Genomic DNA, 23,547 nt, shown 5'->3' with positions numbered 1-23,547 from the left:
CAAGATTGTGAGACTGTTGACTTTTGCAACAGCCTCCTAAAAGCAAAAGCAGGAGACAGCCCGTGAGCCGTCTCCTGCTTTGATTGTGTTATAGGTCTTCGCTAAGATTTAGAAGCGATAGGTAGCACCGAGTGAGAGGTAGGTTAGTCCATAGCCAAACTCTCCCATGATAGCCCAGCGGTCGGAGAGATAGTAGCGAGCTCCGATGTGTGCACCCCAACCGAAATCTGTCGTGGTGTCCTTACTCTTGATTTTGCCGACAGGACTATTTACTTTATAGTCCCAGCTGATGAGTTTGAGACCTAGCACAAGGCTGAAGTAGGTGTCGAGCCTATCTACAAACTGGTAGTGCAGAGATCCGCGCGGACCGATTATTGTCTGATTCCAGAGACCCTTGTCATAGCCCTTGATGTGATAGAGCTCAGTGGCAAAGTACCCACCCACACCGATAGATCCGTTGCCATCAAAGAGACCACTGACCACGCTGTGGTCGATCCCTAGAGAGAGCGGAGGTAGAATGACGTTGTAGTCACCGCTGATGAGGGTGCCACCGATACCGAATCCGAGGTTGGCAGTCGTCGTCCCCTTACTAAAGGTAGACTGAGCCTGCGCTGCAAAGCCAAGCGTGAGCATGGTGATGAGGAGTAGTGCGATTCTTTTCATAGTTTGTTGTGTTTATGAAGTGATTATTGGGTTTATGCTTTGTTGGCGCGCTTGCGGTCTAGCTCGTTGAGCAGGATCTTGCGCAGACGCATAGACTTGGGCGTGACCTCTACATATTCGTCTGCCTTGATGTACTCTAGTGCATCCTCTAGGCTGAAGATGACGGGCGGTGCGAGTGCTACCTTGTCGTCACTACCAGCAGCACGCATGTTGGTGAGCTTCTTGCTCTTGCAGACATTGACCGTCAGGTCGTTGTCCTTCGTATGCTCACCGATCACCTGACCTGCGTAGACCTCCTCTTGGGGAGCGATGAAGAAGCGTCCACGGCTCTGGAGGTTGTTGAGCGCATAAGCAAAGGCGGTACCGCTCTCACCCGCGATGATGCTACCATTGTTGCGACGCTCGATGTCGCCGCGCCAAGGACCAAACTCGAGGAAGCGGTGTGCCATAACAGCCTCACCAGCCGAAGCGGTTAGGACGCTGTTGTTGAGCCCGATGATGCCTCGCGATGGGATGTTGAAGACTAGGTGCGTACGCCCGTTTTTGCTCTCCATGGCGGTCATCTCGCCCTTGCGCTGTATGACCATATCGATGATACGGCTACTGGTCTCGTCGGGGAGATTGATCGTGAGCTCTTCGATAGGCTCGCACTCTACGCCATCGATCTCTTTGATAATGACTTGGGGCTGACCCACCTGTAGCTCGTACCCCTCACGGCGCATCGTCTCGATCAGTACGGAGAGGTGCAGCACGCCACGGCCAAAGACGTTCCACGAGTCTGCTTGGTCGGTCGTCTCGACACGCAGAGCGAGGTTTTTGTCCAGCTCACGCATCAGACGCTCATGGATATGGCGGGAGGTGACAAACTTACCCTCACGACCATAGAAGGGAGAGTTATTGATCGTAAAGAGCATCGACATGGTCGGCTCATCGACCGAGATACTATCTAGTGCCTCCGCATGCTCCGGGTCAGCGATCGTGTCGCCAATCTCAAAGTGGTCAAAGCCCACGATGGCGCAAATGTCGCCACTGGAGACGGAGTCTGCTTTTGCCTTGCCAATACCCTCAAAAGTGTAGAGCTCCTTGACCTTCTCCCGATGCGGCTCACGATCTTTGTGGCAGAGGAGCACGGTGTCGCCGTTGTGTATGGAGCCACGATGCACGCGCCCCACGGCGATACGTCCCACGTAGGAGCTGTAGTCCAGCGAGGTGATGAGCATCTGCAGAGGGCCGTCCAGCTGTTGTGGCGCGGGGATCTCGGATATGATTGCATCAAGTAGGGGAGTGATGTCTTCCGTCGGCTTCTCCACGTCGCGGCTCATCCAGCCCTGCTTGGCACTACCGAAGAGGGTGACGAAGTCGAGCTGATCATCCGTAGCCTCAAGCGAAGCCATCAGGTCGAAGACCATGTCCTGCACCTCCATGGGACGGCAGTTGGGCTTGTCCACCTTGTTGATGACGACAATTGGCTTGAGCCCTATGGCGAGGGCTTTCTGTAGTACGAAACGGGTCTGAGGCATTGGCCCTTCGAAGGCATCTACTAGGAGTAGGCAACCGTCGGCCATGTTGAGCACGCGCTCCACTTCACCACCGAAGTCGGCGTGTCCTGGGGTGTCGATGACGTTGATCTTGACCCCTTTGTACGTGATGCTGACATTCTTCGAAACGATCGTGATGCCTCGCTCTCGCTCTAGGTCGTTGTTGTCTAGAAAGGTGTCGACCTCTGCAGCTTTGTCCTCTCTAAAGAGCTTGGCTGCGAGAAGCATTTTGTCGACAAGGGTCGTCTTACCATGGTCGACGTGAGCGATGATAGCGATATTTCGTATTTCCTGCATTTGTGTGTGGAGTCGTGTCCTTATTAGTTGGTGCAAAGGTACGAAAAACGGCGGGGAGAGATAGGGGGTAGAGGTTAGATGTTAGAGATTAGAGTTTAGAAGTTGGAGATTGGGACCAGAGTTTGTGGCTTGTTCCTACGTAGGAACCGAAAAGTTCCAACGCTGGAACCAAAAAGTTCCTCCGTTGGAACTAAAGAGTTCCTCCGTTGGAACTAAAGAGTTCCTCCCTTGGAACTAAAAAGTTCCAAGAGGGGAACCAATTTTGGAACTCGTATATGCTACGAAGACAGCGTGATACGAGCGAGGCTCTATGTGCTCTAAAATGATAAAAGTCCCTAGCGCTAGAGATAGCACTAGGGACTTTGTCGTAATATATGTCGGGGCGTTACCCTTCTATCGCAGCTCTGATGTCGATCATCTGGAGCGCAGCGATGGCGCACTCAGAGCCTTTGTTGCCTACGGCACCACCAGAGCGAGCACGAGCCTGCTCGATGTTCTCAACGGTGACGAGCCCGAAGATGACGGGTGCCTTGCCACGTAGGTTGAGCTCGGTAGCTCCCTCGGTGACGCTGTTGCAGATGAGGTCGTAGTGCGAGGTCTCGCCACGTATGACGCAGCCGATGATGATGATAGCATCGTAGGGCTGGGTTGCTTCACTGAGTAGGGTCGCCGTATAGGTAAGCTCGAAGGCACCTGGCACTGAGAAAGTCTCGATCTGCTGACGCTCTAGTCCGCACTCCAGGAGTGTCGTGACAGCTCCGTTACGAAGGGCGTGCGTGATCTCAGCATTCCACTCCGAGTAGACGACAGCGATGCGACGTACGTCTGCGGTGCGTCTGTGCTGGAGCGTGTAGTGAGCCGGTGTCTGCTGGCTGTGGAGTTGTGAAGACATGGGTTTTAGAGATTAGAGGTTAGAGATTAGAGGTTAGACTTTAGAAGTTAGAAGTTAGAGATTAGACCCTAGAGCCACTAGAAGCACTAGAGCCACTAGTTATCTCTAACCTCTAATCTCTAACTTCTAACCTCTAAAAATCTACTTCTTAAGCTGGGCCTCTACGCGTATGATCGAAGCCTCGATGCTCTCGGACTCAGGAGCTGTGTAGTACTTCTCCTGGATCTCTTTGTAAGCCTTGAGAGCCTGGTCATACTTGCCTAGCTCCTCGTAGACATGACCTGCCTTGATGAGACAGCTGGGAGAGATGACGGGATTGTCAGCCGCCTTGGCAGCGTCCATAAAGTACTTGGCAGCCTCTTCGTACTTGCCTAGCTCTACGTAGCAGTCGCCGATGAGACGCGTGATAGAGGGAGCGACCATCTTCTCCTTAGCCTTGAACTCTTTGAGCTCGCGGATAGCCTCCTCGTACTTGCCCTCGTCGTAGTAGATGATACCAGCGTAGGCGTGAGCCAGCTTGCCAGCATCGGTTCTACTATACTTGTCTGCAATCTCTAGGAGTCCCATAGCTCCAGCTGCGGGAGCGTTGAGCGCAGCGCTATCAGCGCCTGCCATAAACTGCTCCTCAGCGGCATATAGCTGTTCAGCCGCCTTGTCGCCACGGGGCTTGACTACCTTGTCTATGTAGAGCCAGATGCCCACACCTAGCACGATGACGCCCAGCACGCACCAGATGATGGTCTTGCTGTACTTCTCAATGAATTGCTCGCTACGAGACACAATCTCCTCTGAGCGGTGAGAGCCTTGTGACCCGGATTCTTTTAATGCCATACTATATCAATTCGTTTTATGTAGTTATCTGTGGAATGAACTATTGCCTGCAAAGTTAGCAGTTTCGGAGGAATAAATCACCTTTTTGCCTTTTTGACCTTCACAAATGCATCAATCGATGTAGCGACGAGTGATCTCTCCGTAGCTGTCTATGCGCCGATCACGCAGGTAAGGCCACCAGCGTCGGACTAGCTCGGTGCGCTCTAGATCAAGCTCTACGACGGCACCTGCCTCCTCCGTCTGACTCAGATCGCAGAGCATCTCGCCTTGCTGGCCCGTGACGAAGCTGTGACCCCAAAACTGTATCCCCTCGGTGACGCCTGATGGGTCAGGCTCGTAGCCGACACGATTCACCGCAATGATGGGGAGGTTGTTGGCGACAGCATGACCACGCTGCACCAGTTGCCACGCGTCGATCTGTCGCTGCTGCTCTTCGGGTGTATCGTAGGCGGCGGTGCCGATGGCGGTCGGGTAGATGAGTAGCTCGGCACCCTTGAGTGCCATAAGCCGTGCAGCCTCGGGGTACCACTGATCCCAGCAGATGAGGATGCCGAGACGACCAACGGATGTGTTGATCGGCTCGAAGCCTAGGTCACCAGGGGTGAAGTAAAACTTCTCGTAGTAGGCGGGGTCGTCTGGGATGTGCATCTTGCGGTAGCGACCCGCTATGGAGCCGTCACGCTCTAGCACTACGGCGGTGTTGTGGTAGAGGCCTGTGGCACGCTTCTCAAAGAGTGAGAGGACGATCACGACGCCCAGTTCACGCGCTAAGGCGCCGAAGCTTTCGGTCGAGGGCCCGGGTATCGTCTCCGCTTGGTCAAAGAGTGCGACATCTTCTGTCTGGCAGAAGTACAGTCCGTTGTGTAGCTCCTGTAGCACAATCAGCTCGGCACCTTCGTGGGCTAGCTGGCGGATGCGCTCTTGGAGGCGATGGATATTGTCTGCATGGTCAGCACCATTGTGCTGCTGTATGATACCTACTTTCATCTTGTTATGGTGTCTAGGAGTGAAGGGTTGAGGAAGCCTTGCGGTATCTGCATGGAGATGCAGTGCAGGCTGCCGTGCTGCTCGACCAGTATGGAGCAGTCGATCGGCACGACCTCGAGGTGAGGCAGTGCTTGCTGGAGGATGCGCTGCGCCTCGCTGTCGGTGCTGCGCCCGTAGATGGGGAGCAGGAGCGCGCCGTTGACGAGGAGGAAGTTCGCATAGGTGGCTGGTATGAGGCAGTCCGTCTCATAGCGTGAGGGGTAGTCGCCCACGTCGGGCAGAGCGATCAGTCGCAAGTTGGGGCGCTGATGAGCCAGCTCTTGAAGCTGACGCTCTAGCAGTGTCAAAGCGGCAAAGCTCTGCGCCGTGGGGTCGTTCGGAGAGACATATATAATAGTGTCGGGGTCGACGAAGCGTGCGATCGTGTCTATATGCCCATCGGTGTCGTCGCCCGGTAGGGGAGCGACCTCGAGCGAGCAGTAGTCAGTCAGGCCGAGACGCGCTAGCAACTCCTTATATATATGGGGTGCTTCATAGAGGTGTGCGTTGCGGTGCGGGTCCTCTACGCAGGACTTGGTGGTTAGGAGGAAGCCCTCGCCATTGCACTCCAAGGCTCCTCCCTCGAAGGTCAAGTCCAAAGCGTCTAAGTAAGCGACCTCTGGGGCAAAGAGTTTATTAGCGACGAGGTGACGCACCACTTGATTGTCTAGCGTTGCGCCAAACTTACCGCCCCAGGCGTTGAAATTAAAGTCTACGATGCCACGCGCGCCACTGGGACTCTGGAGAGCCAGCGGACCGTAGTCACGGCACCAGGTATCGTTGGTAGGGCAGGGAACAAGTAGGCAGTGCTTACGTAGCTCCGATGGTAGAGAGGCGTACTCCGCTGAATCTTCAGGCACGAGTAGCACGACCGGCTCGAAGCGTATCACCTGTGCGATGATGTCGCAGTAGGTGCGCTGTACCTCGTGTAGGATCGGTGCCCAGTCGCTCTGGCTGTGTGGCCAGGCGAGGAGGATCGCATCTTGTGGAGCCCACTCGGGGAGCATCTGCATAGTCTCTTGTGTCATAAGTCTTTCACTGCCTTAGTGTGTGACGATCTTAAAGTCTTGACGCTGGGTCGCAGCCATGCTACCTAGTATACCAAGACCATCGTGTATGTTGTTGTAGATGAGGATAGGCTCAGTGAGACCCGTCTCGCTCATACTGTTGTAGCGGTCTGAGGTAACCGTCTGCCAGTAGTGATAGAGGTCGCCCGTGATTGCATAAACGGTGACACGCAGGGCGACGTAGTCCGATACAGCGTTCGTAGTCTGCGTCTCATCTGTGGAGCCATCGGCATTGCAGACCCGCGTGGCAAAGGAGAGCGTCGTCCTGAGCGTGTAGTCGCTCGTCGAGACGTTAGAGCCAGCCAGCAGATTCATCGGATAGGCATTGGCAGACTCGAAGATCAGGTCGCCACTGCTAAACTTTGCTAGGCTTGGGTCCTGCATCTGCTCCTGATACCATCTGTAGCCCTCCGGTTGGATGCTCTCTCCTCGCATCACTGCTTGCCGCTCTACGATGATACGGTAGTAGCTATCCTTCGTGATGCCTTGGAGTGGGATGGATAGTTCGTAGTTTTGAACCTCTAGGTACTGCCCTTTCTGAAGATCTACGTTTGAAGCGTTGCTCACCCTCGAGGTACGACGACCTTTGTCCAGCGTCTTGACCTCTACAGCACCGATCTTAGGCTGTGCGGGTACGGTGGTAACGGCTGAAGCTGCCTTGAGCCCCGACTTCTCCACCGAGATAGCTATGCGGTCGCCCGTCTGCGGGGCGTATTGCGCTACCTCGCTGAGCGGTACGAGCTGATCGTTGACCCTGAGCGTCATACGATAGGGGCAGTCGGTGTGGTCGTAGGGGTAGTAAACATTCGTACTGGGCGAAGCAACTCCCGTTGGCTTACTCTCGGAGAGCGAGATGTCGATGCCTTGCTGCTCCGTAGCGACCGCATTGATGACGATGCGAGGTGTGTTGTCGCCTAGGTCGAGGGGTATGAGCGTCTGACAGCCTGCGAGGAGCGTGATGAGTAGTGCACTGCTGGCCAACTGTATATATTGTATAGGTCTCATAGTGGTCTTAGGTTAGAAGGAGTAGGTGTAACTGATGTTTGGCAGGATTGGGAAGATCGTCACCTGCTGCAGTACGGTGCGGTAAGTGTGTTCGTCCGTCTTCTGGCTCACAGGCGTAACTATGAAGGGGTTCATATTGTTGTAGACGTTGTAGACACTTAGGTTCCACAAGCTCTTGCCCCGCTTATGATGCTTCGTGTAGGTGACGCTGAGATCCAGTCGGTGGTAAGGCTTGAAGCGGTAATTATTGCGCTCAGACACATGCTTGAGCGACCCCGCCGCGCCATACATCGATGGAGCCAGTGGGTCTCTCATGCCATCATACTCGTGCGTCGCGATGGTACCTGTCTGACCCGAGGCAAAGACCCAGGTTGCGGCAAAGTCCCAGCTCTTGCCCAGCTGATACATCGCAGTAATCTTAAAGTCATGGATGCGGTCATACTTAGCGGGGAAGGTACGCCCGAAGTTGAGCTCCTCACCAGGCTGGTCGAAGGTGCGCCATGTGCGCGCCCAGGCGTAGCTTACCCAGCCCGTCAGCTTGCCCACCTTACGCTGCCAGAGCAGCTCCAGACCGTAAGCCGTGCCACGGCCCATGGCGACCATCTGCTCCCAGTTTGTCGAGACCCCATAAAAGAAGGAGCCCTCCTTGTACTCCAGCACATTGCTCAGAGGTTTGTAGTAGCCCTCTACCGAGAAGTCGCCCCACTGAGGCACATGGAGGAATAGCCCTGCCGTAAAGTGGTGCACGTGCATTGGCTTGATGCGGTCTGTCGAGGGTACCCACAGATCCGTAGGCAGGCTCAGACTATTGTTCGTCAGGAGGTGCACATGCTGCGTCATCAGGGCGTAGCCCACCTTGGCCGTTAGGGCAGGCGTGATGCGCCAAGCAGCACTCACACGAGGCTCCACATTATGGTAGCCCTTGCCCCGCACATGGTAGAAGCTGTAGCGCAGTCCCGCATTAAAGGTCCACTTATCCCCCAGCTTCATCTCATCCTCAGCGTAGAGCGAGGCTTCGTGGGCGTAGATCTTAGGATTGTTTCCAAAGACATCGAAGTCCGTCCCACTAAAGTCGTTGAGGTCCTTGCCGTTTACCTTGATCGACGTCATCTCAGGGCGAAAGGTGTGGAAGGTGTAGTTCGCACCGAAGAGCAACTGGTGCTGCTCGACTGGCGAGTAATGCAGTTCGCTCGTCAGGAGCCAGTCACGGATACCCGAGTCGTAGTTCATCGCTACGGGTGGCTGATCCTTGTCTTCCTGCATCTTCATGCGCAGCCTAGAGCGGTACTGCGTATAGGAGGCGGTGGTGTTGAGAAAGAGCTGACCGTTGATTATATGGTTCCACCGCAGCGAACCCATCGCATTGCCCCACAGCCAAGACATCTGCTGCTTGTCATCTCCACTAGTATAGCGTGTCCAGACACGGTCGTTGCCGTAATAGCCGAAGAGGTACAGCTGGTCTCTATCTGAGAAGCGGTGCGTCACCTTCAGGTTCAGATCGTGAAAGTCATATCCGCCCTTCATCTTCTCGCCATCCTCGCCCTCCTGGCGATTACGTATTGCCAGAGCTATCGCAGCCAGCAGGTCTAGGTAGGTGCGCCGTGCCGAGAAGTTGAAGGTAGTGCGGTCCTTAACAATCGGACCCTCCACATTGATCTTCGAGGAGATCAGTCCTACGCTCACATTGCCGTGGTACTCCTGCATGTCGCCATCCTTGAGACGCACATCCACGACTGACGAGAGACGACCTCCGTAACGAGCGGGGAAGGTACCCTTGTACAGCGTCACCGATTTGACCGCATCGGGGTTGAAGGTCGAGAAAGCTCCCAGCATGTGATTCGGATTGTAGAGCGAGATGCCGTCCATAAGGATCAAGTTTTGGTCGGGGTCGCCACCACGCACGAAGAGTCCCGACGACCCTTCCGAACCGCTCTGCACGCCAGGTAGTAGCTGCAACGCCTTGATCACATCCTGCTCGCCAAAGAAAGCGGGTAGTCGCTTGATCTCACTCGCCGATATGTGTTGCGCGCCGATCGTCGCCGTCTCAACGCCCGAGGGATTCGGACTCCCCACCACGACCACCTCGCCGAGGAGTTGACCCTCGATGAGCGAAGCCGAGAGTGTCGTGTCGGACGCGAGCTGCAGACGTATCGTATCGCTCTGATAGCCTACGTAGGAAAACTGCAGGAGCACCTCACCCGCTGGGAGCGTCAGCGAGTAGTGGCCGAATTCATTCGTCACGGCACCTGTGCGGCTGTTGAGCTCCATCACATTGGCGGCGATCAGCGTCTCGCCACTCTGCGCGTCATGCACGAAGCCATTGATTGTGAACTTGCTCTGCGCCTGCCGTGGAGCTTGCTTGTGTGCTTGCCCGCTCAGCGGCATGGCGAGCATCATCAGTAGGAGAGCCAGTAGTCCCATGGTAAAGTCATATCGACGTAAATAGGTCATAAGTAGGTTGCTATACGTTGCTAAAACGGGTACTAAGCGGGCGGTTAACGGGCAATCTCCGACTGCCAGCTCACGCCCCACTCCCGCCGTTAGTCGTTGCAAAGGTACTGAATTAGAGATTAGAAGTTAGAGGTTAGAGCCGTTCTTGTCTTTTTACAGAAGCTTTTACAGTCTGTTGTAGGAATTGAAAATAAAACTTATCTTTGCCGGAGCAATTTCTCTTGGGAATATCTCGCTAAATACAATGCAAGGTCAAGAATGTGGGCGAAACTATCTCAATGCAGAGCTACAGCTCTTTACCAGATAGATCAGCCTGCTCATATCTTCTCTTTGCTATCCTAATACGTACATAATGCAACTATCGGCTATATGAAAAAGACAAATACGTTACATCTTATCTTAGGACTCTTGCTAAGCTCGCTCTATTTAACCTCTGCACTACCTGCCAGGGGGCAAGGAATAGGTGATGAGTGGATGCCCCTCAAGAGTCTTGTCTACACCGCCGAGACCATTTATGGTGAGCGGGTCAGTATAGACTCACTCGTTAGAGCAGGGAAGAAAGTGGTCATAGACTTCTCGGGTACGTACTGTGGCCCTTGCTGGACAATACACAAGCGAGGCACCGCAGAGCGACTCTGGAAGAAGTATGGCCCAGATGGTAGCGACGAGCTGTACTTCATCTGGGTCGAGGCGACTGGAGCTTCGCGAGATAAGATAGAGGGCCGAGGAAGCGCAACGCAAGGGGACTGGACCAATGGTGGTACGATACCTTATCCCATAGTATCTGATGCTCATATGGCAGATGCGCTAGGCATCCCCGTAACAACTGTCCCGAAGATTGTACTCCTCTCAGCAGCTGGTACCTATACGGAGGTGCAGGATATGCTCTATATCAGCGAAGAGGCGGTATACAACAAGAGCAAAGAGTGTCTCTCGTCACAAGATGCACCCGTAGTACGTGATCTCTATATACCTAGCTGGGGTATTACAACAAATACTCCCTCAGAGATACAGGTATACGTGGGCTCTGTGCCTCCTGTCACGGAGTATCGCTGGCAGGTCAATGGTACCGACTATGCGACGACCCACGAACCTCGTCTCGCTTTGACCTGGGCGACTGCTGGCGAGGTGGAGCTCTCACTGATCGCGGTCAATCGAAATGGAGCCAGCACTCCGCTATCACAGCGAATACAGGTGAAAGCTGCGCATCAGGGGGCTACACAGCTACCGCTCCAAGAGTCCTTTGAGGCTGACGGTCTACTAGGTTGGAGTCGTGCCGATGTAGATGGCGATTATGTCGGATGGACTTCGCTAGCTACAGAACTCAAGCGTCTCAACGTCTCTGCAGACCAATTGTCAGCAAAGACGATGTCTCGCTCTGGTGAGGACTGTCTCTTGTCGTGGTCTTTTTATCCAACTATATTTAAGGGGTACACCAACTTGATAGGGTATCCAGTGCAGAGTAATAATTGGCTTATATCGCCTGTCATCAAGGTGCCTGAAGCTGAGACAGCAGATACAAAGCTCACGCTCTATGCACGCTCATTTAGCAAGCAATTTAAGAGACTAGACACACTGGCGATCCTATCGGTCGTGGCTCCAATAGATCCTAAGGCATGGGAGTCGGGAGCTAAGCCTCTGCTGACGAAGACCCCGATCTCATACAATTGGCAAAAGATAGAGTGCGATCTCTCTCCCCTCCGCGGACAAGAGATACAGCTCGTACTAGCTCATCAGACTGCTGGAGCTACAGGCTTACTGATCGACGACCTCACCATTGAGACGACAGGGCATAACGCTACGGCCTCACCCACTACAAGCGACTGTCGTGTCACGCTCCTAGATGGCGTCCCCTACGTAGAGACTGCTACGCCTATCGAGTGGCGACTGTACACCCCTTCAGGCGTATTGCAAGCAGAGGGACTCATGCCAGAGGGAAGACACCAGCTCATCGCAGAGGCTCTGCCTCAGGGGCTTTACATACTCTCCATTACGACTAGTGCAGGCGATAGCTCCTGCCACAAGCTCGTACTACGCTAACAAGTCACTTAACTAACAAATCATACTAACTCAACAACAAACAACTATGACGCGAAGAACTACTTCTTTACTCATGACACTGCTCCTGCTATGCTGTGGAATGTGTATCCCGCTACATGGGCGGAACAAAATCACGTTGACAACCGATAAGCTGATCGGTGAGTCGATCAACTTAGAGATCAAGTCTGTACCTGGAGCCTCTCTACAGTTTGAGGGCCTTGAGGAGGATCCTAGTGGTGGCTACAAGGTCGCTGCACGTACCTTCTCCATCATCGGCGATGTCACGCTGATGCGCTTTACGGCCTGTGGTATCAAGAAGGTCTCCATCTCACCTAACCATAGCACCATAACTGAGATGTGGGGAGCCTTTAACAAGATAACAGACTCTATCGATCTCTCTGGTGCTCCAGAGCTAAAGGCCTTTATGGTGTCTAAAAACCTCCTCTCGCACATCAATCTCTCTAACTGCCCCAAGCTAGAGATGATCTATGCTGATAGGAATGCTCTAGAGACGATCAACATAGAGGGGTGCAATGCACTTAAATTTGTCAACGTCTCAGACAACTTGCTCAAGTCGCTCACATTCCCCTCGGGGGCTACAGAGCTTACAGAGATACTCTGCCGAGATAATCAAATTCATGATGCTGCTATGAAGGCTATGATCAAGTCCCTCCCCGATGTCAACAACGCATCTGATTATGGGACGATACTACTAGTCAACAAGGATAGGGCTACGGAGCAAAACAAAGTTTACAAGTCTGACGTAGCAGCCCTCAGTGCTAAAGGGTATCGATGCAATGCCCTTGTTAATGGTAGAGTAACTCAATATGAGGGCGAAGATGACCCAGAGGTACCCGCTCAGCAGATCTCTATGACCATAGGTAGCGACCTCGTAGGGCAAAACAAGTTCTTAACCATCAAGGGTGTCGGTGATATCACCATCGATGGTGTAGAGGAGGAGTATGATCCTAACCGTTCGGACTACACCTTCACACAGCAAGAGATCACCATACATGGAGAGGTCACCGACCTGACTTGTTCTATCCTCGGTCTGACCAAGCTAGACCTCTCACAGGCTACTTCGCTCACCAAGCTCGACTGTAGCTCCAATAGCCTTACAGAGCTAGACCTATCTAATACGCCCAAGCTCGAGAAGCTCTACTGTCTCAATAATCAGATCACGCAGCTGAGCCTAGACAACCTACCCAACTTGGCAGACTTTAACTGCTCTAACAATAAGATCACGCAGCTTACAGCTCAAGACAACGCTCAGCTCGCTCGCTGCGATATCTATCTCAACAGTATCTCTGAGGAGTCTATGGATGCTTTCATCAAGGCACTCCGCACGTGTGATGAAAGTGCTCCAGGCGTCCTGATTGTCATCGATACGAAGAATCAGAAAATCAGAGAGGCTAATCAGATAACCAATGAACAGATCAAGCTGGCTCGTAGTAAGAACTGGGAGGTATACGACTGGGCTGCTGGTGCTACAGTGCCCATCTCCTCGACTACGATCACAGACGACATCATCACGCTCGAGACCGGACTAGCTGTGGGAGACAAGATAGCTCTAGAGATCAGCGGTACGGACAAGGTGGTCCTAACGGGTGTCCTAGAGCCTTTTGAGGAGTTCTACAAGGAGTACACGATCAAGGACACCAAGATTACAATCCAGGGTGCCGTCAAGGTCCTCGTATGTGCTGGCCAAAAGATCCAAAAGATCGATATCTCTAAGAACCCGGATCTCGAGTATCTTCACGCATACAAAAATGAGCTCACAAGCTTTACGATAGCTAACCAGAGCAACATCAAGAGACTCCTCCTGAGCGAGAACAAGCTATCTGAAGTCTCTGTCTCTGACTGTAGTAAACTCCAGAGCCTATCCCTCTGGGGCAACAATCTACAGAGCATCAACCTGAGCAACTGCCCCAAGATCACTTATGTGGACTGCATGAGAAATAATATCAGTGACGATGCCTTCCAGAAGCTTGCCGAGGCTCTACCAGACATGACTGGGAGCGAAGAGGAAGCTGTAATCATGCTCATAGACACCAAGTGCTCACCTGAGGATAAGAACGTATGCCTGAAGAGTACCGTAGATAAGTTCCTTAACAAGAACTGGCAAGTCACAGACTTCGGCAATAACGAGTTCGGACAAGAGGGTCGCCCATTCCTAGGTAGTGATGTAGCTATCGAGGGCGTTATCTCTAGCCACCTAAACATCTACCCCAATCCTACAGCAGATCACGTTTACGTCATGGGTGCTGTCGCTGAGACTCTTGTATCTCTATACACGATAGACGGACAGCTACTACACCAGACACAAGCTACTGCTACGGGAGAGGCTACGATTGATATGACCGCACTCACAGCTGGTACCTATATCCTCCGAGTAGGTACAGAGAGTCAGCGCATCATCAAGAGATAGAGACTACTCTTCACATAGAGACCGATGCTCAGACATCAGTCTAGCTCAAAGATAAAAAGAGGGAGTGGATACGGTCGTATCCGACCCCTCTTTTTTTCGTAAGCGCAGCCAGCCGTTGTCTCACTCAAACGAAAGATTCTTCCTCCTTGTGCCACGGTTTGGCAGAGCTAATGTTGTATCTTTGCCCTTAGAGAAAGAGACTAATAGTTGTATGGCAAACAAATTCGGACGGTATGTCTGGCTGATCGAGCAATTTCGCCAGTACGGGAGACTGACCTTTGAGGAGATTAGTCGACACTGGGAGGAGAGCGGGCTGAGTTACGAGGAACCTCTGCCGAAGCGCACCTTTCACAATCATCGGGCGGCAATACTCGACATCTTTCAGGTGGATATCTTATGTGACCCCCAGGATGGCTACCGCTACTACATTGACAATCCCGAGGAGCTGGAGCAGGACAATCTGCGCAGCTGGCTCATAGACTCCTACACGGCGATGAATCAGATACAAGCCGACAGCAAGCTCCAGGGGCGGATACTCTTCGAGCATGTTCCCTCTGGGCGTAAGTGGCTCAACGTGATTGCCGAGGCGATGCGTCACGGCAAGGTTATCCAGATGACTTACCAGGGGTTTGGCAGACCTGAGGCTTACAGCTTTGAGGCGGAGCCTTACTACCTCAAGGTCGCGAACCGCAGATGGTACCTTCTCGCTCGTAGCCCTTACTACTCAGCTCGCAATGTAAAGCTCAATGCTGAGGACGGGGGCTCGCGCCCTAAGGATGTCTATTTAGTCTATGCTCTGGATCGCATCTTAGCTTGCGAACCGCTTGAGGAGAGCTTTGAGATGGATGAGTCTTTTGACATAGAGGCTTACTACCGAGGTTGTTGTGGGGTGATTCACTCCGAGGAGGAGCCTGTGCGTCTGCTAGTCAATGCCTATGGTCAGGGTGCAGACTACCTCCGCACGCTACCGATACATGAGTCGCAGAGAGAGCTACCCTCAGAGGTGGAGGGTGTAGCTTGCTTTGAGCTGGAGGTCTGTCCTACGTATGATCTTTACCAAGCTCTATTAGCAATGGGCGATCAGATCGAGGTGCTGGAGCCTCAGTCCGTACGAGAGGAGATGTATAACTTTGCCAAGAACCTCATGGCATACTACGAGCCAACAACCGAAGCGTGATGAATACATTAGACTTTATAGCGATAGACTTTGAGACCGCCACGGGACAGCGCACCTCGATCTGTGAGGTGGGGATCTGTGTGGTACGCCATGGCGAGATTGCCGAGACACGCTCCTGGCTGGTGCAGCCCGAGGGCAACCGATACAGCTACTGGAATATGCAGTGCCATGGCATCCGTCCAGAGGATACGGAGATGGCGCCATCGTTTGCCGAGGTGTGGCAAGAGATAGCAGAGCAATACATAGGCGAGGGTGCCTTGATGGTAGCGCACAATGTCCCGTTTGATCGAAGTTGCCTGGAGCAGACGGCACAGCTCTACGAACTCACACTACCCGAGCTGCAGTGGGACTGCTCGCTACGCCGTGCTCGTCAGATCTACGACTACGGCTGCCATACGCTCGCCTACCTTTGCGAGCAACTATCCATCCCCGAGGGGAGGCACCACCGTGCAGGCGACGACGCCGAGATGTGCGCCCGCCTCTACCTACGAGAGCTACACGACAGTAGCTTTGACAACTAATCTAAACTAGAACAATATATGAACTACCACTCAGATAAGTACTGGCATATTCAAATGCATCTGCCAGAAGGTGACGGAGGAATTGAAATTGATTCCACAGAGATGTTATCTCTTCCACAGCCTGTCATTGGGACAGGAGAGTGGAAAAATAGGCAATGTGACTACTTCAAAAGTCTACCCATTGGAACCATTATAATGGTTAGAAGGGGAGGTCAAGTGATCGCTCTGTGTAAGATAACAAGTGAGGCCTATACAGATGATGAACTTGAGAAAAGGTTCTTGCATATCAACTATCGGAATGTAGCTGTACTTGGTTACATATCTGAAGAGGATCAGCCAGATGTATACGGCTGTAACCTGCCAACCCGAGGGACTTTAAGTTCTTGTGGCCCAACTACTCAGACTTGGAAGTATATTGACAAAATCATTTCAAAACTAGATATGAAAGAAGAGATAGACAACTATGCGCAGCTCCTTGAGCTGAAGAAAAACATCATTTTGCAGGGAGCACCAGGGACTGGCAAGACCTATACGACAGCCTCCATCGCTGTGCGTTTGTGCAACAAAGACTTTACCGACTTCTCAGACCATAGCAAGGTGATGGAGGAGTATGAAAGACTACAGGACGAGGGGCAGATAGCTTTTTGCACCTTTCACCAGTCGATGGATTATGAAGACTTTGTTGAGGGGCTTAAACCAGTAGTCAGTGAAGATGGGGGTGGCATCACGTACGAAGTGGAAGATGGGCTCTTCAAGATCCTCTGCCAAAAGGCTCAAATGAAAGAAGGTGCTGATATCATCTCTTATATAGATGATTATCTGGAGTCAATCAAGGGATATGAGAATCGAAAAACGATCCCAACGCTCACGGGCAAGTCACAACTGAACGTTTGGTGGAAAGAGGGTAATAAAACAATTAGTTCGCGCAGTATATTCTCACAGAGTGAAAAAGAGGAGGACTATTCGCCCTCTCCGCTCAACATCGAAAAGGTCAAGCTCCAAGCGATCGGTGAAGGTAAAGAAAACAATTGGCCAAGCTATGCTGCCGCTTTTATCAATGCTGTAAAGAGAGAGTATCAACTAGAGAATCAAATATCTAGTAAGCCATACGTCCTTATTATCGATGAGATCAATCGAGGTAATGTGTCTAAGATATTTGGAGAGTTGATTACCTTGCTAGAGGCTGATAAGCGTAGCGGAGGCGGTGACCAGCACATCCGCTTGACGCTACCATACTCTAAGGAGTCCTTCGCTGTCCCTGCCAATCTCTACATCATTGGCACGATGAATACGACGGACCGCTCTACGGGTAGTATTGATTACGCCGTACGTCGTCGTTTCGCCTTCGTCACATTGGAGGCTAGTGCCGAGGTTATTAGGACGCACGTTGATGAGTCTGTGCGTGACCTCGCTACAGCTCTTTTTGAGGAGATAAATGGCAAGTCTAGAGATGATCAGAATTCATTTATTTATCAACACAAGAGTGGCGACTTTGAGCTTGAAGACTTGATGATAGGACACAGCTACTTTATGGCAGATGATATCGAGTCGCTCCGGCTCAAGATGCGCTATGAAGTGGTGCCTCTGATCAAGGAATACATCAAGGATGGTATCTTGAGAGGCAAGAAAGACGATGAGCACTACTTCAATAGCTGGATGGATGCGAAGTGCTATCTGCCTAAGCCGTCAGAAGATAGTGAGGACTTAGTAGAGTAATGCCAAAGCTAATACAAGTACAGGAGCATGAGCTAATCCCCCTAGAGATCTCTCTGCCTGTTTGGCAAGAGGGTATGCGGCTACCTGCGCAGTCGGAAGGCTTAGATAGGTGGTTCTTTCGCTGGCAGTGGGGTGCTGCTTTCCCTATCAACTCTTCCGATGAAGAGTGTTTTGGGGAGGGCTATTATGCCTCTTATGTGATAGGGGCTCAATGGATTGACTCGACTCCTCTAGTTATTACACCCAAGGGTGGGTGTGACAAGATAGACTACCTCAAGATGCTTGCCACATGTCTCAACAGTGGCATAGAGTCGAAGGAGCTGTCTAAGATTTATGGTGTCGACCTAGAGCAACCTCGGATTGAAGCTCCCGAACTTAACTCTGTGCTGAGTCCGTTGATTATAGTTCACTTCATATCTTTGGTGCGGGAGATCATCAAGCGTGGACTGAAAAAGAGCTATGTGTCACGAGAGAGCAATCTAAAGAAGGTGAGGGGACGCATCTCTATCTCCCCAAATGAGTACTACAACGTGATGCGTAAGCGTTGTGAGAGGGTGTATTGCAAATACCAAGAGTACTCTGCAGATACGCCAGAGAATCGCTTGATCAAGAAAGCTCTGCTCTTCTCTCGTCAGATCATAGCTCAGATCGCACAAGAAAACAAAAGCCTACACGCTCTACATCATGCGATCAATCAATGTATCTCAGCCTTTTGTGATGTCGGTGACCAGATAGAGGTGTGGGAGATCAAAAGCATGAAGCGTCACAAACTCTTTCGAGGGTATGAAGAGGCTGTGCAGATTGCTCAGATGATCTTGAGATGGTGTGATTATAGCATCACGAGCATCCGTCCTGCTGCGGAGAGTCCTTGCCCTGTCTTTTGGCTAGATATGTCGTTGCTGTATGAGCATTACGTGTTAGGACTATTACGAGAGGCCTATGGGGAGAAGATCAAGTATCAAGCCAAGGGCTATACGGGCTATCCGGACTTTATCTGTTATGATCCCAAACTCGTTATGGATACTAAGTATATACCACGCTTTCAGCAGGGAGGTATTGACATAGCGATTGCAAGGCAATTAGCTGGATATGCTCGAGATCGAAAGCTTTTTCGGCTTCCAGCCAGTGAGGTAATCCCTTGTATTGTTATCTATCCTAAGGAAGGGGAAGCGCAGAATCCTTTCAAAGATAAGAGCTTGGAAGAGCTCTTGACGGAGGATGAAGACAGGCACTTGCTCGGATTTTATCGAATAGCAGTACCCTTACCGACTCTTAATGACCCTGAGACTAACTTATCGCCTAGCTTTACATAATCCAGGCAAGATAAAAGGGGCTCTTGAAGTAACTCTCACGCACTTATAATGACTATGAGGATACTACATCTATCTGATACGCATGGCTATCACAGGTGGCTGCGGGATTTGCCTGCGGCAGACGTCGTGGTGCACTCTGGAGACTTTACTATGCATGGTAGTGCAGACGAGGCAGAGGACTTTATCAACTGGCTGTGCGACTTGGACTACCAGTACAAGCTCTTCACCTGCGGCAATCACGACTTCTGTATGTACAGGGCTACTGTGAGCGGACTCAGTGACACGGTACACCTGCTCTACAACTCTGGGGTAGAGATCGATGGGGTGAAGTTTTACGGAGTCCCGCTGTTTGTGCCAGACTGTGCCGATGGCCGCCAAGAGCAATACGAGGCGGATATACCGCTAGACACAGATGTCTTGGTCACGCATCGTCCGCCCTATGGCATTTTGGATTATGCCGACCAGACCAACTACGGCTCTGCCACACTCCTACGGCGAGTGCATGAGATCAAGCCCCGCTTGCACCTCTTCGGGCATATCCATCAGCAGTATGGCGTGCTGAAAAGAGGTGAAACGATCTATTCGAACGGCGCCATGATGAACGAAAGCAGTCGCACGCTCAATGCTCCTCGGCTGCTTGAGATCTGAGAGCGCCCCCAGGTGATGGCCGAGTTGGTTAGTAGGCAAGAGTGAGGTTATGCTCATTTGATCTGTTGCCGTTACGCTTTTAGCCCCAAGTACACTCAAGGTGCTTGGGGCTTATTTTATGAGACTGTTGCATAAAGGCGCATCGCTGTGTTGCTTTCGGGATTCGGCTTCGGTCACATACGGAGGTATGCTCCCTTCAGACCTCACCCTCAGCGCCTTGCGCTTCATCCTTTCTGCAAAGTCAGGACAATCTTGCATGCAAGATTGTGAAACTGTTGACTTTGCAACAGTCTCATTATATATAATGTGTCACCCCCTAATCTCTAATCTCTAATTACATATCTTTACAGGGGAATTCGTTCGATCCCATCCTTTCTCGAATATCCACGTGGAAAATCTCAAATCTCCACGTGGATATTTTTTATTTTCCACGTGGGCGTCATTCATTTCCTCCGAAGTTTCATTTGATTCCTCCGAAGAATTTTTTATTTCCTACCTGGGAAATAAAAATTCTCCACGTGGGCATTTCGAAATATCCACGTGGAAATCAGTTTTCCCCGACATAGTGCCGTTTCGATATGTAGCTGGCTCTAAATTATTGTAGCAAGCCGACTGACTTTTTCCAGCCAGGGCTGACGCATCATAATCGCTCTGTCAGAAACTATACATTAGCGACAAACGAGGAGTAGAGAGGTCGATGAGCTCATTCTATATAATGCGTCAGCCCTGGGGTAAAACTAAAGTTTCATAGGTAAGAAACTGGAGTTTCATACGAAGGGAACTGTAGATTGGTCGAAGTCGAGTAGTCGGACGGCAATGATTTTGTGGTGAGTATAGCGTCTGAGCATGATGTTTTGCAGCCGAGCTGGGCTGTGCTGCCCTATGGCACAGGGTGTGAGCTACCTTTGTCATATCTAAAGAAGTTAGGATATGAAGCAGGTAGTACGTATGTGTGACGTGAGCTTTGACGCGAAGTTCTTTGAGACCTTTCAGTGTGGCACACCGCTGGATGACCTCCTCAGCTCTCATGTGGGGTTGCCTCGTGGGGTGAACTACATGATCATAGGAGACCCTGGGGTCGGCAAGACGACGATTATCCTGGATCTGATGGCCAATGTGCAGATGAGCTATCCAGGGGCTCGTATGCTCTTTATCAGTGCGGAGATGAATGAGATAGACTTCTCCGTTTATATAGAGCGGTACCCGAAGTTTGCACAGCTCCCGATCCTCTTCATTGAGTCAGACTTCGACGAGGCGATTCGTAACTGGGAGTTGGTCCGGTCGGTGGTCGAGGAGGGGTGGGATGTCGTCGCCATAGACTCTTTTTATGAGCTACAAGGCATCATCCGTGAGGAGGAGGGGATCCACATGAAGGACGCTGAGAGCTGGCTCTTGAAGCTCATCAAGCAGCAAAACAAAGCGCAAAACAGTCGCCACGTCAATACTACCTTCCTGACGATACAGCAGGTCACTAAGTCGGGGAACTTCGTCGGGTCTAATCGGCTCAAGCACTCGATCACGGCGATGATGGAGCTCAAGCTAGACAATCCCAAGAACATCTACTCAGATCGCTATATCACCTTCTCCAAGCATAGACGTGGAGATGTAGGGGTCAAGCTCTACTACAACCTGAGCAGTACGGGGGATGTCTTTTTTGACGAAGCACGATTTCAGAAAGATCAGCACATCAAGCATGTACAGAGCAAGGTCTCGGGACAGATACGAGACTTCGCAGATCAGTTTGACAAACTATTTAACCAAGAGGAATTATGAACTATACAGACTACCTACAGGTCAAGGAAGACTTTATCACGCAGCTAGCACCACAGAAAGAGGTGGACCTAGCGGAGATCCAGCACGAGTCGGATCAGCTCTACACAGTCGATGGGGTTGAGGTGCTAGCTAGTAAGCACTTTGCAGATAGCTACGATGCCCTCATCGGTATCAAGCCTAAGCAAAAGGCTCTCGTGCGCAACGCATCAGGCGAGACTGGGCTTAGCAATTATCGTAACTATCAGAGCGTAGCTATGAGCATTCATCGACCTCAGCGGGTACTCCTGGTGGCCTCTCCCGAGAGCCGTCAGCTCACGGAGATCATCCCGATCGTGGAGGAGTATATCGCTCCGACACTGTTCTTTGAGTTTGCCGAGATGGTGGCGCATGAGACCGGCTATGAGATCGTCGGGGTCCACTACAGACCCTCAGACAGCATTCGGGTCACCATCACTTTCCAGAGCCGTGAGTCGCGGCCCGAGCTCTTTCTCCCTGGCGAGGACTTTCTGATGGATGGCTTTTACCTGAGCTGGGACCCAGCCTCCGTCTCTGCCGGACACTACTTCGAGCGACTCGCCTGCTCCAATGGTCAGACAGTCCGCGAGCGGCACTCCGACGGTATGGCACATCGACTGGGGGAGCAAGAGATGCGGCAGATGATAGGTCTGCTACGGAGTGAAGACTTTAGACTGATGGGTGCCGAGACCTTTCGGGACTTGATCGCTACGGCCTACGAGTCAAGGATATCGCTGGCCGAGATGAAGAGTTGTCAGCGAACGCTCCTCTCGCTAGGCGTTAGCAAAGTGATGGCCGAGGAGATGGTCCCTTACGAAACGCTCTGCAAGAGTTATCTCCAGGCTGGGACGTATGACTCGCAGAAAGAGCGGATCACTAAGGGCGAAGGCACCGTGTGGGATGCTTACAACGTGCTCACCGAGTTTGCCACGCACACTACGCTGTGGGGCGCGCAAGATCACAAGCGCATCTCACTGATGAATAAAGCGACTACGATGCTGAGGAAGAAGCCTGACATCGTCTCGTACATAGAGATCTAGCCCGGCTGGCGTAAGCCCCCCTATGCTAGAGGCAGTAAACGAGAGACTCCCCTCGGTCGGATTGTGTCCGGCTCGGGGGGAGTCTCTTTTTCGTGTCGGGGGAGGGTTAAGCCCTCGGATTACTCTCTCCGACCGTAGCTGATCTGGAAAGTCAATTCGTATCCGTCACCTTCCTTTTCCGTAAACATAACGCCTCTGAGAGGCACCTTCGGATCGAATTTCGTATTGTAAGCTACGTAGGCACTATCTTTGCGGAGCTTTGTAAAGTGCGCATCCTCTGTAAAGCCATAGTGCTTCATAATCTCCAGTAGTCCCTTCTGTACATCTAGATCATCAGGATCTGTAAATGTGTCAGGATCTGCCATATAGTCCTTAGGATAGAGCTTGTTGGGTATCAACTTGATGTGTAGCGGGGCGTTTGGTATGGAGTGATTGTAAATGAGTGCATCCATACAAAACTGCGCCTCCTCGGGGATCTCATTTCCGCTGGCGTCCACTTTCCTAGGCGAAGCAAAGTAGTATAGTAGCTCATCCACGTCAGGCCCTTGTTGCTCATAGATCCATCCGAAGGGGCTTACGGCAGACTTAAAGAAGTGTAGGTTGTCCGGTACAAACTCTTCTTCCGTTGGAATGTATATGGGGGCGTAGTATTTCTGATCTTCGGCAGAGGCATCAAGTCCTAGATAGCGAGACTTGTCGATATCGTCGGGCTTCGTTACGGACACCTTACAGACTTTGGTTACGTTGCCAGCAGTCGCTTTAACCTCTGCTTCTCCCTCAGCGATAGCCTTCAGGACACCCTTCTCACATACAGTGACCACCTGCGTGTTGGTAGACTCGAAGGTGACCTTGAGATCTTTTGGGGAGACGTTTACTTCGAGTTTATAGGTTTCTCCGACTAGGAGATCCACTGATTTGGTTATGCCGAGCTTTACTTCGACAGGCGGTTCATTGTTCTTTTCCTTGCAAGCACCTAGCCCCATACAGCAGATGAGTAGGGTGACGAGGGCGATGAGATTCTTTTGTGTCATAGACTATAGTGTAAAAGTTGTTTGTCCCACAAAGTTATAGTCTTTTCCGAATCCAAATTGCATTTTGGAGTGGAA

The 23,547-nt window shown here is 51.7% G+C and carries 18 protein-coding genes; 9 read left to right on the top strand and 9 right to left on the bottom strand.

The features are described 5' to 3' along the window. Positions 1–108: 108 nt before the first annotated feature. The 8 genes from RDM37_RS05435 to RDM37_RS05400 all read right to left on the bottom strand — a co-directional run bounded on the left by RDM37_RS05435 (position 109) and on the right by RDM37_RS05400 (position 9,770). Positions 109–663 carry an outer membrane beta-barrel protein gene (locus tag RDM37_RS05435; RefSeq protein WP_308555687.1) on the bottom strand — a complete coding sequence of 185 codons (555 nt, stop codon included), beginning with the start codon at positions 661–663 and terminating at the stop codon, positions 109–111. 32 nt (positions 664–695) lie between these two features. Further along, complete coding sequence (gene typA / locus RDM37_RS05430; RefSeq protein ID WP_308555685.1) at positions 696–2,498, bottom strand: translational GTPase TypA; 1,803 nt, start codon at positions 2,496–2,498, stop codon at positions 696–698. A gap of 385 nt (positions 2,499–2,883) precedes the next feature. Beyond that, positions 2,884–3,390: a 6,7-dimethyl-8-ribityllumazine synthase gene (gene ribH, locus RDM37_RS05425; RefSeq protein ID WP_308555683.1), complete on the bottom strand. Its 507-nt coding sequence runs from the start codon at positions 3,388–3,390 to the stop codon at positions 2,884–2,886. A gap of 141 nt (positions 3,391–3,531) precedes the next feature. After that, on the bottom strand, positions 3,532–4,221 hold the full coding sequence (locus RDM37_RS05420) for a tetratricopeptide repeat protein (protein ID WP_308555681.1): 690 nt from the start codon (positions 4,219–4,221) through the stop codon (positions 3,532–3,534). Between the two features lie 111 nt (positions 4,222–4,332). Next, positions 4,333–5,208 carry a carbon-nitrogen hydrolase gene (locus RDM37_RS05415; protein WP_308555679.1) on the bottom strand — a complete coding sequence of 292 codons (876 nt, stop codon included), beginning with the start codon at positions 5,206–5,208 and terminating at the stop codon, positions 4,333–4,335. Then, positions 5,205–6,275 (bottom strand): agmatine deiminase family protein, encoded by a 1,071-nt coding sequence (locus tag RDM37_RS05410; protein ID WP_308555677.1) that lies wholly within the window; start codon positions 6,273–6,275, stop codon positions 5,205–5,207. Before RDM37_RS05410 ends, RDM37_RS05415 begins: the two co-directional genes overlap by 4 nt. A 15-nt stretch (positions 6,276–6,290) precedes the next feature. After that, on the bottom strand, positions 6,291–7,319 hold the full coding sequence (locus RDM37_RS05405; RefSeq protein WP_308555675.1) for a DUF4249 domain-containing protein: 1,029 nt from the start codon (positions 7,317–7,319) through the stop codon (positions 6,291–6,293). Positions 7,320–7,331: 12 nt separating this feature from the next. Beyond that, positions 7,332–9,770 (bottom strand): TonB-dependent receptor domain-containing protein, encoded by a 2,439-nt coding sequence (locus RDM37_RS05400; protein WP_308555673.1) that lies wholly within the window; start codon positions 9,768–9,770, stop codon positions 7,332–7,334. Positions 9,771–10,139: 369 nt separating this feature from the next. Between RDM37_RS05400 and RDM37_RS05395 the strand changes: the two genes are divergently transcribed. The 9 genes from RDM37_RS05395 to RDM37_RS05355 all read left to right on the top strand — a co-directional run bounded on the left by RDM37_RS05395 (position 10,140) and on the right by RDM37_RS05355 (position 22,441). Further along, a complete protein-coding gene (locus tag RDM37_RS05395) occupies positions 10,140–11,810 on the top strand; it encodes a hypothetical protein (RefSeq protein WP_308555671.1) in 1,671 nt (556 codons plus the stop codon). A gap of 46 nt (positions 11,811–11,856) precedes the next feature. After that, positions 11,857–14,238: a T9SS type A sorting domain-containing protein gene (locus RDM37_RS05390; protein WP_308555669.1), complete on the top strand. Its 2,382-nt coding sequence runs from the start codon at positions 11,857–11,859 to the stop codon at positions 14,236–14,238. Between the two features lie 211 nt (positions 14,239–14,449). After that, positions 14,450–15,415, top strand: a complete 966-nt coding sequence (locus tag RDM37_RS05385) for a WYL domain-containing protein (protein ID WP_308555667.1) — start codon at positions 14,450–14,452, stop codon at positions 15,413–15,415. Further along, complete coding sequence (locus tag RDM37_RS05380; RefSeq protein ID WP_308555665.1) at positions 15,415–15,936, top strand: 3'-5' exonuclease; 522 nt, start codon at positions 15,415–15,417, stop codon at positions 15,934–15,936. Before RDM37_RS05385 ends, RDM37_RS05380 begins: the two co-directional genes overlap by 1 nt. A 441-nt stretch (positions 15,937–16,377) precedes the next feature. Continuing rightward, entirely contained in the window at positions 16,378–17,652 is a 1,275-nt protein-coding gene (locus RDM37_RS05375) for an AAA family ATPase (RefSeq protein ID WP_308555663.1), read from the top strand. Then, positions 17,652–18,965: a restriction endonuclease gene (locus RDM37_RS05370; RefSeq protein WP_308555661.1), complete on the top strand. Its 1,314-nt coding sequence runs from the start codon at positions 17,652–17,654 to the stop codon at positions 18,963–18,965. The genes RDM37_RS05375 and RDM37_RS05370 overlap by 1 nt, the downstream gene beginning before the upstream one ends. 48 nt (positions 18,966–19,013) lie before the next feature. Beyond that, on the top strand, positions 19,014–19,613 hold the full coding sequence (locus RDM37_RS05365) for a metallophosphatase domain-containing protein (protein ID WP_308555659.1): 600 nt from the start codon (positions 19,014–19,016) through the stop codon (positions 19,611–19,613). A 930-nt stretch (positions 19,614–20,543) separates the two neighbouring features. After that, entirely contained in the window at positions 20,544–21,386 is an 843-nt protein-coding gene (locus RDM37_RS05360; protein WP_308555657.1) for an AAA family ATPase, read from the top strand. Continuing rightward, the gene (locus tag RDM37_RS05355) at positions 21,383–22,441 is read left to right on the top strand and encodes a hypothetical protein (RefSeq protein WP_308555655.1); all 1,059 of its coding nucleotides are present in this window, start codon (positions 21,383–21,385) and stop codon (positions 22,439–22,441) included. The genes RDM37_RS05360 and RDM37_RS05355 overlap by 4 nt, the downstream gene beginning before the upstream one ends. 119 nt (positions 22,442–22,560) lie before the next feature. Here RDM37_RS05355 and RDM37_RS05350 read toward each other — a convergent pair whose 3' ends face one another. Next, a complete protein-coding gene (locus RDM37_RS05350; RefSeq protein ID WP_308555653.1) occupies positions 22,561–23,472 on the bottom strand; it encodes an Ig-like domain-containing protein in 912 nt (303 codons plus the stop codon). Positions 23,473–23,547 lie beyond the last annotated feature (75 nt).

This window comes from uncultured Porphyromonas sp. (genome assembly GCF_902489635.1).
In the GTDB taxonomy this organism is placed as follows: Bacteria; Bacteroidota; Bacteroidia; order Bacteroidales; family Porphyromonadaceae; genus Porphyromonas.
The sequence above is the reverse complement of the archived record's forward strand: the minus strand, read 5'-3'. Positions and strand labels throughout refer to the sequence as shown.